This is a genomic window from Paraglaciecola sp. G1-13, from assembly GCF_055809255.1.
Window position 1 is genome coordinate 4,724,024 of record NZ_CM147903.1, and the last position, 13,195, is coordinate 4,737,218.

A 13,195-nucleotide genomic window follows, 5' to 3' on the forward strand; every position below is an offset into this window, starting at 1 on the left:
AGCTGCAGTGGTTCAATAAAGCGAGGGATAAATATTATGAAGAAAATTGGCATGTTAGGGGGAATGAGTTGGGAATCAACGGCTCAATATTATGAGTTAATCAATCGAGAATTAAATCGTCGCCTAGGCGGCCTACATAGCGCGAGGATAGTGTTAAATAGCGTAGACTTCAACGACATAGAACTATTACAGACAGCCGCTGAGTGGTGCAATTTGGCCGATATTCTTAGTGCAGACGCGTTGAGTCTGGAACACGCTGGAGCCGACTTTATTATTATTTGTACCAATACCATGCACAAAGTAGAGCCTGAGATTGCTGCTGCGACAAGCCTTCCAATTTTACATATTGCTGATGCTACGGGTCAGGTGCTTAAAACAGATAGGTTTAAGCGAGTGGGTTTATTAGGCACAGCATTCACAATGGAACAAGATTTCTATAAATCACGCTTAGCAACTAAATTTGGCATTGATGTGATTGTTCCTGATGATGACGATAGAGCATTTATTCATAACGTAATTTATGATGAATTATGTAAAGGCGTTATCAATGATAAGTCGAGACAAGGCTATTTAAGAATTATTGATAAACTCTACGCGAAAGGATGCGAAGGTGTTGTTTTGGGATGTACTGAAATACCGATGTTGGTAAATCAGTCGCATACACATGTTGCGCTATATGACACAACTAAAATTCACGCATTAGCAGCAGTCGATTTAGCGCTGACGAAGGAGTAGTTATATCAAGAAGTGTAAAATCATTCGTTAAATGAAAAATATTAAAGGAAGATATAGAGAGCTTGTGGCGTAAGTAGAATAAATATTTATCTTACAAAAATGATCAAAACGAGTTTATTTCCAACTGGGATCATAGATCTTAAAATGACCGCGGCCATTTTCTTTGACTTTATACATAGTCATATCAGCACAGGCGAGTAACTCTTTAATGTTATTGGCATGTTGTGGAGCGATAACAACACCAATACTGCCACCAATTTCACAACTTATTTCATCAGAAATTTCAATAGGGTGACTTAGACTACTCAGTGTCGATTGGGCTAACGCCCTTATTTCTTCAACATTGACACTGTTTACCACGTAAGCTGCTACAAACTCATCGCCACCCCAGCGGCTACAAAGTTCGTTTTTGCCATTAAAAACCGACTGTAAACGTTTACTCACTTCAATTAAAACTCTGTCGCCGGCGTCATGACCATAGATGTCGTTAACAGGCTTAAATTTGTCTAAATCAATCATAAAAATGACCAAACTTAAATCAAGTAAATTAACGGTTTGCAGTAGATTATCGATTTCAAATTCACCTGCGCGGCGATTCTTAAGGTGAGTTAACGCGTCATGATCAGCTTCAAAACGGGTTTTGAGCTCTTTCTCAGCCCGAGAGGTAACGTCATACATGATGACTTCAATAATAGGTCCATGATTACTAGAATCAATATCGCGCTGTTGAACTCGCTGACTAGTGATCCGTGAAAACAGACAATGAACCCATTTATTCACAGCGCCATTGTGAGACTTACATTTAAGGTCGATTGATAAGTGATTTACCGATTCTTCATTACGCATTCTGATCAGTAAACTTTCTAATTGGTTTGAGTTTTCGAAAAGATCAATGAAAGGGGTACTTTCCGAAGTGTTGGGTTGAATGTGATAGAACGCAGGATTAGCAGCTGTAACTAAGTTGTTGCTATTAATTAAGCAAATACCAGCACTGGCTTGTTCAAATATAAGTCTAAACTTACTTTCTAACGCCTGAGTTTTTTTACGTAAATCAGTTTCGTTTTCAAGAGTGACTTTCAATTCACCCATTAGATCATTAATACCTTGAACTAATTGTCCGATTTCATCGTTATCGTGATGGATCAACGTACGCATCGTTTGCGTATTTCTCGGGTCAATCTTAAGAAAACTCGCGGTAAGGTTCTGAATAGGTTGGGTAAGTAGTTTATGTACTAAAATAGAAACGAAAAGTGCGACGATAGCTGAATAAAGTAGCAATAGTAAAGCGTCATTGGTGGCTTTTTGTCTTGCAATACTTTGGATGTAATGACGGTTTGGGTGAATTAGCAACTGCCCAATGGATTGCTCTGGAATAAAAGGATGCTGAACGTTAGTGTGAATTAAACCGTCGGTATCGGCTAGGTCACCGAAACTTACCTTTAGACTAAGGGAATCTGTTAGTTGTGCACCAGCTATCAAGTCATTAATAACTAGGCCTTGCACTATCTCTTGCCCAAGCTCTTCGTCTTGAACATACAAAGCGATAGATGCGGTGCTACGGATAGTGGCCCCTATTTGCTCGATAAGGGCCTCAGCTTTGCTTTGTTCGCTGCTAACAGCACTAAAATAAAGTAGCACCGATGTAATTAACGACGTACCTATAGCGCCAATAGCGATGGAAAGCGCTACTTTAATATAAATTTTGCCGCTAATATTTATCAATTTACAGAACCACCATTTATTACAATCAATATAACATGTTGAAAAATAGGGAAAATTCTATCAAAAGGTCAGTCTATAACTTAGATACCATTACGATGGGTTTATCTATATTTGTAAAGTCTATTGAAAACTCATAGCGCCCAGTTTCCTTAGGAACAAACTTAAAATTTTCGTCCGTGGTATTACAATCTGCATTGACTGCTTCACCTAATGAAATATTTTGATCTCGATACTGGCTTTTGTAACCGCAGCTAGAGCCTGGCGTCCAATCCTTATCTGCGAATTTAAAGTCATAGGGCTGGCCATCAGCTATAAGCTCAATAGTGGTAGCATAAGTGCTACCACCTTGTTTTTTAAGTATATATTGCGGATCTGCTTCCCACCAAGTAAACACCCCTCTCAAATACAATTCAGGGAGTTGCTGAACATCTTTGTAGGGTTCTACTGTATAGCTAGCACAACCAGAAAGTAGGCAAATCGCCATCAGGCTGTATAGCTGCTTGAGTTTGCTCATAGATGAGTACCTGAAACCATAATTTATCCTACTACCTTACTGTTGTTGATTCAAAATGGAAATATCGGCAACGAGTAAGAACAGCGTTCTCAACTTTGACAATAAGGCGAGGCGATTGTTTCTTACGTTCTCATCTTCTGCCATGACCATTACATTATCGAAAAACGCATCCACTTTGTCGTGTAGTGTGGCTAATTCTGTAAATACCCCTTGGTAATTAGCATCCAAGACGAAAGCATTGACTGTTTCTTCTATGTCACTCAATGCTTCTGCTAACGCTGATTCATGCTCATTTTCAAACAAGCTCGGATTGATATTATTAGTATCAGTCACCTTATTCTTAGCGAGAATATTTGCTACCCGTTTATTCGCGGAAGCAAGTGCTAACCCGGAGGCTAGACTCTTAAAAGCAGATACTGCTTCTATTCGTGCTGCGAAATCAGCGGGTTTAGTAGGGCGGCGAGCTGCTACAGCTTGAATCACATCGATATCAATATTTTGATCTTGGTACCAAGCTCTGAAGCGTCCCAAGATAAAATCAATTACTTGAGACTCTAAGTCTTCAACATGAGTTAACTTAGTGCCGAACGAGTTTATTGATGCTTGCACTAAGGCAGTGAGGTCCAGTGGTAGTTTCATTTCTACGCTAATTCGCAAAACACCAATGGCCGCACGTCTGAGCGCGAAAGGGTCTTTATCGCCTTTAGGGACCTGGCCAATACCAAATATACCTACCAGCGTATCAATTTTATCTGCTATTGCTACTGCACAACTGATGTTCGACGTGGGCAATTGGTCACCAGCGAAGCGAGGCATGTATTGTTCATTCAGTGCCAATGCGACTTTATCGTGTTCGCCATCATGTTTAGCGTAATGCATACCCATCACACCCTGAACATCAGGGAACTCCATGACCATATTGGTCATAAGATCTGTTTTTGATAGTAAACCGGCGCGTGAGGCCTGAGAGACGTCACTACTAAGCATGTTCGCGATGATGCCTGCGAGCTCAGATATGCGTTGTGACTTTTCGTATAAAGTGCCTAACTGTTTCTGAAACAACACTGTCTTCAGGCTTTCTAAACGTGATTCAAGCGTGGTCTTTTTATCGGTATTAAAGAAGAACTCCGCATCAGCCAAACGAGGTCGAATCACTTTCTCGTTGCCACTAATAATCTGCATTGGGTCTTTGCTTTCAATATTTGTCACAAACACGAATCGAGACTTTAGCTGGCCGTTTTGGTCGATAAGCGGGAAGTACTTTTGATCATCCTTCATCGTATAGATAAGGGCTTCTTTTGGAACTTCTAAGAAGGAATCGTCGAAACTCGCGGTCAATGCGACGGGCCATTCAACCAGCGCTGTAACTTCGTCCAGCAGGTCTTCATTCATATCAGCAACAGCATCTTCTTTTTGTGCTGCCGCATTAACTTGGTGACGTATTTTATCTTTACGAGCTGAAAAATCGGCTAATACGTAGTGCGCTTCAAGCTGTGCAAGGTACTCATCGGCGTGAGATAGACTAAATTGCTTTTCGCCATGAAAGCGATGACCATTAATAATACGGTCTGAATCAATACCTAAAATATTGCCTTCAATAACATCCGCCCCAAAGAGCATAGTAACTGTATGAACAGGCCGAATAAACTGAATGGAACTGCTTCCCCAGCGCATCGCTTTAGGGATTGGCAGTTTTTTAAGGGCTCCATCAATCATGGCTGGCAACAACGAAGAGACTTGCTCGCCTTTTGCTTCGCCTTTGAACAAAAGCCACTCGCCTTTGTCGGTAGTTAACCGTTCCGCTTGCTCGACGGTAATGCCATTAGAACGAGCCCAACCTTGAGCGGCTTTCGTTGCCTGGCCTGATTCATCGAATGCCACTGACACGGCAGGACCTTTCTTTTCGATCGACTTGTCTTCTTGTTGCTCAGCCAGTCCAATGACATTGACAGCTAAGCGGCGAGGGGAGGCAAACCATTTAATCGAGGTATACTTGAGTTCAGCTGTGTCCAGCGCGCCTTGCAAGTTATCAGCGAAGGCCTGAGCTAATTTACTCAGTGCTTTAGGCGGTAATTCTTCGGTGCCAATTTCAACCAATAGATTTTCGTAACGCATGAATTAAGCCTCCTTCTTACACATTGGAAATCCAAGCTTTTCTCGTGCTTGATAATAAGCCTCTGCACAGGCTTTTGATAGCGTACGAACACGCAGTATGTAACGTTGACGCTCTGTTACTGAGATGGCGTGGCGGGCATCTAACAGGTTAAACGCGTGAGACGCCTTCATTACCTGCTCGTATGCAGGTAGAGGTAATCCAGCTTCAATCATCTTCTGACTTTCTTTTTCGCAGTGATCAAACATACCGAACAACGCATCTACGTCAGCATACTCAAAATTATAAGTAGACTGCTCAACTTCGTTTTGATGGAAAACATCACCATAGGTGACTTTGCCCATAGGGCCGTCAGTCCAAACGAGATCATAAATACTGTCTACACCTTGAATGTACATAGCAAGACGCTCTAAACCGTAGGTGATTTCGCCGGTAACAGGCGAACATTCAATCCCTCCAACCTGTTGGAAATAAGTAAATTGAGTGACTTCCATACCATTTAGCCAAACTTCCCAGCCAAGACCCCAAGCACCCAGGGTGGGGGATTCCCAGTTATCTTCCACAAAGCGAATATCATGCACTAACGGATCGAAGCCTAGCTCTTTTAATGAGCCCAAATAGAGTTCTTGAATATTACTGGGTGATGGTTTCAACATGACCTGAAATTGGTAGTAATGCTGTAATCTGTTTGGGTTCTCACCATATCGGCCATCTGTGGGTCGACGACATGGTTGAACATAAGCACTGCTAATCGGTTCTGGACCAATAGAGCGTAAAAATGTCATGGGATGGAAAGTACCTGCGCCAACTTCCATATCGAGAGGTTGAATGATTACGCACCCTTGTCTTGCCCAGTAGTCTTGGAGTGATAAGATCAGTCCTTGGAAGGTTTTACTATCAAACTTATTCATTAATTGCTGCCACAAAATAATCCGAAAAAACGCCGGATAGTATACCTGCTGCGCATCGATGAATGTAGGTTAAATAACCATATTAATACGCTATTGAGCGTTTAAAGGCCGAAAAATGCAACATATACGCTGTGCATGGGTTTCACAGGATCCCATATATCAAGAATATCACGACAAAGTTTGGGGTCGCCCAGTAAGAAACAAATATGAGCTTTTCGCTAAATTATGCCTAGACGGCCAACAAGCTGGTTTAAGCTGGATAACTATTCTAAAAAAACAGCAAAACTATTATCAAGCCTTTCATCAATTTGACCCGCAACGCATCAGTGAAATGACAGAAGATGATGTTGAGCGCTTAATGCAAGATAAAGGGATCGTTAGAAACAGACTTAAGATAAATTCAATTATTAAGAATGCTAAGGGGTTTCTTGAGATAGAACGTGAAGGCACTGACTTTTCAGAATTCATTTGGTCTTTTGTCGCAAATGAACCGATCATAAACGCTTGGGCTGAGAAAAGTCAGGTACCTAATACCTCTAACGAATCTGATGCGATGGCCAAGGCCTTGAAAAAGCGCGGCTTCTCATTCGTGGGAAGCACTATTTGTTACGCCTTTATGCAAGCCGTTGGGTTGGTTAATGACCACACCCAAGACTGCTTTTGTTACTCAGTTAATGAAAAGAGATAAAAAGAAAACGGTTAAGAGCGTTTAAGGTGTAAACGCTCTTAACTTGGCTACGTCTTCCAAGATCTGGCTTTCTAATTCGCTTTCTAATGCTTCGCGAGCAATATCCTGAGTTTTACGCTCAAGCGCAGAAAGCTTATCTCTTGCTTCATGCGTAGGTAAGTCACTCACTTTCACATATAGCGCGTACAAACCAGGGTAGCGGGTCTCGTAATCTGGTTTATCGTCAATGGGTAAGCTCTCATGCAAATGATATAAGCGAATGCTTCCCTCTGATAGATTGCATTGTTGCTGCTCAACAGCCATGGAAATGGTATGGATACTTTCCATAAGCCGCTCTACTCGTTGTTGTTTCGTTCGAGCCATTTTTTTGTTTTGCTTGTTGAGCATAAACAATAACTTGCCAGCATAGAATGCTAATGACGCAATAATAACGAAGGCAACAAGGAGCAGTAAAATAGTGATAGAACTCATATAAGAACTTACTTGAATTTGTTTATATCAATAGATTCAAATTGATCATAAAGATCATCGTCAGTTGAGTTTTCGCTGTTGCCTGCATTGGCCGTACTGTCATCATCATTGGATATGCCCAGTAAATCACACAGCTCTTGATGTCGAGCCGTTAATTTATTGACAAATGCTCGCTCTTCGCGGCTTAACGCCGTATCAGAATCGAGTTTTTCTAGCAGCATACCGAAACGTTCGTTCTGTTCAATGCTTTCTAACTCTTGAGCAGGTGAGAAGAACTTAGGTTTGGTAGTTTTGGCTTTAGGCTTGTCATCAACAATTAAGGGTATCGGCTTCTTGCTGCCAACCCTTGGGTCCTTTTGCACTTTGCTTGGTTTGCTTTGTGAGCTTGTTTGCTCAGGGTTGTTACGGGTTCCAGAGGGCTTACCTAAGGTTTTTTTATTACGTTTTGGGCTTGCCGGCGCTGGTTTACGATTAGCTTTAGGTGCTAACGGGGTACCGATTTGACCGATTTTGCGTGACTTCTTTTTTCTAGGCATTTTAACCTCCACAATATTTGTGCGGATTTTACCTTAAATTAGACTGGTTAAATATGGCTCGGTATCGATGGAGCGAAATTTAGATAAGAAAAAGGGCGATAGCCTAGCTATCGCCCTTCGTATCATAGATGTGTCTTGCGACACGAATCCCGACATTTGTTCTTCCTGAACAGTGAATGGTGGTCCTTCATGTTTTCACTTTTTATTTATTTTAACGAAAACAGAATATAGTTTTAGGTCTTCCTGACACTTTATTATTATCGTCCTTGCCTTTTCACCAAAGGCACTAAGTTTTAGCACTGCTTGCTAATTATCTTCCGTGAGCAAACGTTCGTTTGCAGTCCATGTTGTTTTTCTGGGAACAGAGAATACATGATAACCAATATTTTACAACTCATTTACATAGTATTCTGTTATTACTTTTGTATTTTATGTCTTCAATACAAAAAAACGACCCAGAAGGGTCGTTTTTGATTACCTAATAAAGGCCTGAAATATATTTAGACAACACGTCAATATCTTGGTCGGTTAAGCGTTTCGCTATGTCCTCCATCATGCCGTTATGTGAGTTAGCACGTTGACCTGATCTAAAAGCTTCTAATTGGGCTTTGAGGTACGTTGTGTGTTGTCCACTAATATCAGGGAACCCTGATAAGCTGGTACCATTACCTCTAGGACCATGACATGCTGTGCATGCAGTAATACCACGATCTAAATCACCACCGCGATACAGTTTACTGCCTGCGGCAATCGCATCTTCAGGCGTTTCGCCTTCAGAAGGTGTTTGGCTTTCAAAATAAGCGGCAATATCTAACATGTCCTGCTCAGACAGCACACCAGCCATGCCATTCATCACGGCATTATTGCGTCCTTCTTCACCACCTGTTTGTGAAGCAAGTTTAAATTCTTTTAACTGTTTAACAAGATAACCAGCATGTTGACCGGCTAATTTGGGGTTCATATCAATCATGCTGTTTCCGTCAGCACCATGACAAGCACCACAAGAAGCAGACTTCGTTTTACCTGCTTCAACATCACCGGCTGCCATTGCACTAGCAGATAAACCTAAAAAAACGCTAACTAACAAACCCATCATTTTCATATTCTTTCTCATTAAGCTGCTGATTAATTGACCATTATCAGAATAGTAACTGCGTATTTTACACATTTACAGCGTCAGTAAAATATATTCCACAGGATTAGCGCAATATTATACGACATAACAACCACTTTCGATTCGTATTTACCTGATATAATGAGCTTATCAATAAAGGTAATGATCAAAAATCGTTTTATTACTAGGAGCAAGTGTGAGTCATTATAGTCAAGCCAAGTTTAATTTAAGCGCGCCAGATATTAGCCACTTAAGTGCAGACCAAGGGATTGAAGTCGCTTTTGCTGGACGTTCAAATGCGGGTAAGTCTAGTGCGCTTAATCGTTTGACACGGCAAAAGAGCTTAGCCCGCACCAGTAAAACGCCGGGACGCACGCAATTAATTAACGTTTTCGATTTAGACGAAGATCGACGCTTAATTGATTTGCCGGGTTACGGTTATGCAAAAGTACCAATGGCCATCAAACTGAAGTGGCAGAAATCTTTAGGGGAATACCTACAAAAACGCGAAAGCCTAAAAGGACTTGTTGTATTAATGGACATTCGTCACCCTTTCAAAGATTTAGACCAAGAGTTAATTCAATGGGCTGTCGCAGCAGATTTGCCAGTGCTAGGTTTACTTACTAAAGCGGATAAACTCAAATCAGGTAAGCGTAAAGCACAGCTGCTGATGGCGAGAGAAGCCTCTCTTGCTTTTTGCGGTGATGTGACGATCCATCTGTTTTCGTCATTAAACGGATTAGGCTTAGATAACTGTGAACGAGTGCTAGATAAGTGGTTTGGATATGCTCAAGATGAAGAGCTAGAGCAAGAATAAAGACCAAAAAAAAACCTTGTCAATTGACAAGGTTTTTCACATCTAGAACACACACGATAATAAGAGCGCAATTGTTGACATAAGTTCAATGTTTTACGATTTAATTCAGTTTTATCTTAGCGGAGTGAAAATAGTCAGATTTTCAGAGATGTGTGCGCTGTACATGAGGCGGATTTTCATGCGCCCATAAAAAAACCCCAGCAAATTGCTGGGGTCGAAGCAAAGGTCTGAAAATACATACCTCTGTACCCTACATCACAGATATTAGCAAAGTTCATTAAAATGCCAACCGCTTTATGTAATTAAATTACATAAAGCGCTTATTTTTTGTGTTTCTGGGGTACTGACTAATGAGCTTGGTCCCAATTTTCGCCAACTCCTGCTTCGACAATAAGCGGTACGTCTAATGAAACTGCTTTTTCCATAAGGTCAACGATAGTATTTTTATCATTTTCTACGTTTTGTTCTTTTATTTCAAAAATAAGCTCATCGTGAACTTGCATTATCATACGCGTTTGATCGCTTGGTAACGTGTCAATCCAGGCATCCACTTTCAACATAGCTTTTTTAATAATGTCGGCAGCTGTGCCTTGCATTGGGGCGTTAATCGCGGCTCTTTCTGCGCCTTTTCGGCGCAACCCATTACTCGCATTAATATCAGGTAGGTAGAGGCGACGACCAAATACAGTTGACACATAACCGTTTTCTTTCGCGACAATACGGGAGTCTTCCATGTACTTAAGCACGCCAGGATAACGTTCAAAGTAAAGATCCATATAATGCTGGGCATCATGGCGAGATACATTGAGTTGCTTCGACAGGCCGAAAGCTGACATTCCGTAAATCAACCCAAAATTAATAGCCTTGGCGTTGCGTCTCTGTTCTGTGGTCACTTCCGTTAGCGAAACGTTAAACACTTCTGCCGCTGTGGCAGTATGTATATCTTTACCTTGAGAAAAGGCCTTCAATAACCCTTCATCTTGGGAAAGGTGCGCCATAATTCTAAGTTCTATTTGGGAGTAATCCGCAGCAACTATTTTGTACCCAGGACGAGCAATAAACGCTTGCCTTACTCTGCGTCCTTGTTCCGTTCTAATTGGAATATTCTGCAAATTGGGTTCGGTAGAAGACAGGCGCCCCGTAGCAGTGATGGCTTGATGATATGAAGTATGCACACGGCCACTACGCGGGTTTATCATCTTAGGAAGCTTATCTGTATAGGTGTTCTTCAACTTACTTAACACTCTAAATTCCATTAATAATTTAGGTAGCGGGTATGTAAGTGCTAACTCCTGTAAAACTTCCTCAGAAGTAGAGGGGGCGCCTTTAGGCGTTTTCTTCAACACCGGAAGACTTAGTTTATTAAACAGAATTTCTTGCAATTGCTTCGTTGAACCCAAGTTGAACTCTTCACCTGCTAATTCGTGAACTTCGCGCTCTAGCTGCATGATCCTCGTAGCAAGATCTTGACTTTGTTGACTGAGTTTTTGACTATCAATTAATACGCCAAACTGCTCCATTTTAGCCAGCACGGTCGCTAAAGGTACTTCTATTTCGATCAGGACCGACGCTAGCTCGGGCGTTTGATGTAGCTTTTGCCAAATATGGTTGTGCAATCTCAAGGTGATATCGGCATCTTCGGCTGCATAATGCGCAGCCTGATCTAATGGAATCTGATTAAAGGTCAGCTGTTTCGCCCCTTTGCCGGCAATATCCTCAAAATGAACTGTTGATAAACCTAAGTAGTACTGCGCTAAGCTGTCCATATCATGGCGTGTTGCGACACTGTTTAGCACATATGACTCAAGCATGGTGTCGTAAGCAATACCTTGCAGATTAATGTCATAGTTCGCGAGTACGTTTTTGTCGTATTTTAAATGTTGTCCAACTTTGGCTTTGCTTTTGTCTTCTAGTAAAGGTTTGAACAAGGCTAAAACTGCACTGCGATCTAGCTGCTGTGGGGCATCTACATAATCATGTGCTAAAGGAAGGTAAGCCGCGTCGCCCTCTTCAATACAAAATGACATACCGACCAATTCAGCCTGCATATAATTCAAACTTGTGGTTTCTGTATCAAAAGCAAATAGGTCAGCCTGTTGTAACTTAGCGAACCATTTTTCAAGTGCGTCTTGCGTGAGTATTGTTTGGTAAGTGACTTGAACCTCTGATTTAGGGGAGGGCTCGTCACTGGCTGACATTGCTTGTTCTGTTTCAGCTCCATTATTCAAAGCATCAGTTGCATCTTTAAGCCAACGTTTAAATTCAAGTTCTGCGAATAGTTCCTTCAATACACTATAGTCAGCCGCGATGGGTGATAGGCTCGTGGGGTTACAATCCATTTCCACATCTAACTTGATTGTCGCCAATGTATAAGACAAGCGCGCTTGCTCTTCATATTCGCGCATCTTGTCTGCCATTTTCTTGGCCCCACGAAAATCTAACGAGGCAATTTTATCAAGGTTTTGGTATATGTCATTGATGCTGCCAATACCTTGGAGTAGGCCCAATGCACTTTTATCGCCTACACCAGGTACGCCAGGAATATTGTCTACTTTGTCGCCTTTGAGAGCGAGAAAATCGATAACTAATTCTGGAGGAATGCCAAATTTCTCGACCACGCCTTGTGGATCCATCACATGATTGTTCATCGTATTAATCAGGGTTACGTGCTCATTAACCAACTGCGCCATGTCTTTATCACCCGTACTAATAAGCGTAGGGATCCCCAGTTTGCTGGCTTGATCAGCTAATGTGCCGATCACGTCATCAGCTTCAACACCTGACTCCACAATAATAGGTAGGCCCATCGCCCTAATGATCTTATGCAAAGGTTCAATTTGGCTGCGCAGTTCTTCAGGCATGGAGGGACGATTAGCCTTATATTCCTTATAAATATCATCCCTAAATGTTTTACCTTTAGCATCAAATACAACTGCCATATGCGTAGGGGTAAACTGCTTGATCAAGCTACGCAACATATTAATCACGCCGTAGATCGCGCCGGTATCTTGACCTTTAGAATTAGTCAAGGGGGGCATGCCGTGAAAAGCACGAAATAAATAAGATGATCCGTCGACTAATATAAACGGGTTATTGGGAATGACGGGCGTAGTAGCAGGATCAGTATTGCTCATATGGTATTTTTCTCAGGAATTATGTAAACGCGTAAAGGATGCCACACACAGCACTATTCATCCATGCAGAGATCCGATCAATTTGTGGATAACTCTGTTGAATAAATTTTTCGATGAAGAGTAAACGGATCGTTAGGGATCAAGTTAACGATCCACAGCCCTTGAATTTATTGGGGTGAAATTAATTACTTCAGGCAAAATGTAACTACTTAAGAGAATTTACCGATGTGGATAACATTATTAATAAATATTCGGTGCTATCCAAAGGGGATGAAGACTTTACACGTAATTTAATGGAGAGGAAAGGTTAAATGTTAAACTATTTTTGTCTGAAAATAATACAGTTTTGATGTCGATAAGTATAAGGCAGGAATAGTAAGGGATAGCGGTTTGTTTGATTACAATTTATTAACATTATGGTCCGTACACTTAGCTGATAA

The 13,195-nt window shown here is 41.4% G+C and carries 11 protein-coding genes; 3 read left to right on the plus strand and 8 right to left on the minus strand.

What is annotated here, in order from left to right:
• Positions 1-36 precede the first annotated feature (36 nt).
• Entirely contained in the window at positions 37-735 is a 699-nt protein-coding gene (locus AC0L6N_RS20110; protein WP_473477202.1) for an aspartate/glutamate racemase family protein, read from the plus strand.
• A 114-nt stretch (positions 736-849) separates the two neighbouring features.
• Here the strand turns inward: AC0L6N_RS20110 and AC0L6N_RS20115 are convergent, their stop codons facing one another.
• The 4 genes from AC0L6N_RS20115 to glyQ all read right to left on the minus strand — a co-directional run bounded on the left by AC0L6N_RS20115 (position 850) and on the right by glyQ (position 5,995).
• A complete protein-coding gene (locus AC0L6N_RS20115) occupies positions 850-2,457 on the minus strand; it encodes a diguanylate cyclase domain-containing protein (RefSeq protein ID WP_473477205.1) in 1,608 nt (535 codons plus the stop codon).
• 73 nt (positions 2,458-2,530) lie between these two features.
• The gene (locus tag AC0L6N_RS20120; RefSeq protein ID WP_011572959.1) at positions 2,531-2,971 is read right to left on the minus strand and encodes an early set domain-containing protein; all 441 of its coding nucleotides are present in this window, start codon (positions 2,969-2,971) and stop codon (positions 2,531-2,533) included.
• 36 nt (positions 2,972-3,007) lie between these two features.
• Complete coding sequence (gene glyS, locus AC0L6N_RS20125) at positions 3,008-5,086, minus strand: glycine--tRNA ligase subunit beta (RefSeq protein WP_473477208.1); 2,079 nt, start codon at positions 5,084-5,086, stop codon at positions 3,008-3,010.
• A gap of 3 nt (positions 5,087-5,089) precedes the next feature.
• Positions 5,090-5,995 (minus strand): glycine--tRNA ligase subunit alpha, encoded by a 906-nt coding sequence (gene glyQ, locus AC0L6N_RS20130; protein WP_008305116.1) that lies wholly within the window; start codon positions 5,993-5,995, stop codon positions 5,090-5,092.
• A 115-nt stretch (positions 5,996-6,110) separates the two neighbouring features.
• Between glyQ and AC0L6N_RS20135 the strand changes: the two genes are divergently transcribed.
• Complete coding sequence (locus tag AC0L6N_RS20135; protein WP_473477211.1) at positions 6,111-6,683, plus strand: DNA-3-methyladenine glycosylase I; 573 nt, start codon at positions 6,111-6,113, stop codon at positions 6,681-6,683.
• 21 nt (positions 6,684-6,704) lie between these two features.
• On the opposite strand, the gene AC0L6N_RS20140 is transcribed toward AC0L6N_RS20135, so the two are convergent.
• The 3 genes from AC0L6N_RS20140 to AC0L6N_RS20150 all read right to left on the minus strand — a co-directional run bounded on the left by AC0L6N_RS20140 (position 6,705) and on the right by AC0L6N_RS20150 (position 8,792).
• Complete coding sequence (locus AC0L6N_RS20140) at positions 6,705-7,154, minus strand: DUF2489 domain-containing protein (RefSeq protein WP_473477214.1); 450 nt, start codon at positions 7,152-7,154, stop codon at positions 6,705-6,707.
• Positions 7,155-7,162: 8 nt separating this feature from the next.
• Positions 7,163-7,690, minus strand: coding sequence for a Der GTPase-activating protein YihI (yihI, locus tag AC0L6N_RS20145; RefSeq protein ID WP_473477216.1), 528 nt, complete (start codon positions 7,688-7,690; stop codon positions 7,163-7,165).
• Positions 7,691-8,168: 478 nt separating this feature from the next.
• Entirely contained in the window at positions 8,169-8,792 is a 624-nt protein-coding gene (locus AC0L6N_RS20150; protein WP_041714158.1) for a c-type cytochrome, read from the minus strand.
• 208 nt (positions 8,793-9,000) lie between these two features.
• On the opposite strand from AC0L6N_RS20150, the gene yihA reads away from it, so the two are divergent.
• Positions 9,001-9,621, plus strand: a complete 621-nt coding sequence (gene yihA, locus AC0L6N_RS20155) for a ribosome biogenesis GTP-binding protein YihA/YsxC (RefSeq protein ID WP_011572965.1) — start codon at positions 9,001-9,003, stop codon at positions 9,619-9,621.
• Positions 9,622-9,968: 347 nt separating this feature from the next.
• Here the strand turns inward: yihA and polA are convergent, their stop codons facing one another.
• Positions 9,969-12,755 carry a DNA polymerase I gene (gene polA, locus AC0L6N_RS20160; RefSeq protein ID WP_473477219.1) on the minus strand — a complete coding sequence of 929 codons (2,787 nt, stop codon included), beginning with the start codon at positions 12,753-12,755 and terminating at the stop codon, positions 9,969-9,971.
• Positions 12,756-13,195 lie beyond the last annotated feature (440 nt).

Coding starts and splice junctions, on each gene's coding strand:
- AC0L6N_RS20150 (WP_041714158.1), bottom strand. CDS start 8,792: ATGAAAATGATGGGTTTGTTAGTTAGCGTTTTTTTAGGTTTATCTGCT.
- AC0L6N_RS20120 (WP_011572959.1), bottom strand. CDS start 2,971: ATGAGCAAACTCAAGCAGCTATACAGCCTGATGGCGATTTGCCTACTT.
- AC0L6N_RS20110 (WP_473477202.1), top strand. CDS start 37: ATGAAGAAAATTGGCATGTTAGGGGGAATGAGTTGGGAATCAACGGCT.
- glyS (WP_473477208.1), bottom strand. CDS start 5,086: ATGCGTTACGAAAATCTATTGGTTGAAATTGGCACCGAAGAATTACCG.
- AC0L6N_RS20135 (WP_473477211.1), top strand. CDS start 6,111: ATGCAACATATACGCTGTGCATGGGTTTCACAGGATCCCATATATCAA.
- glyQ (WP_008305116.1), bottom strand. CDS start 5,995: ATGAATAAGTTTGATAGTAAAACCTTCCAAGGACTGATCTTATCACTC.
- polA (WP_473477219.1), bottom strand. CDS start 12,755: ATGAGCAATACTGATCCTGCTACTACGCCCGTCATTCCCAATAACCCG.
- yihI (WP_473477216.1), bottom strand. CDS start 7,690: ATGCCTAGAAAAAAGAAGTCACGCAAAATCGGTCAAATCGGTACCCCG.
- AC0L6N_RS20140 (WP_473477214.1), bottom strand. CDS start 7,154: ATGAGTTCTATCACTATTTTACTGCTCCTTGTTGCCTTCGTTATTATT.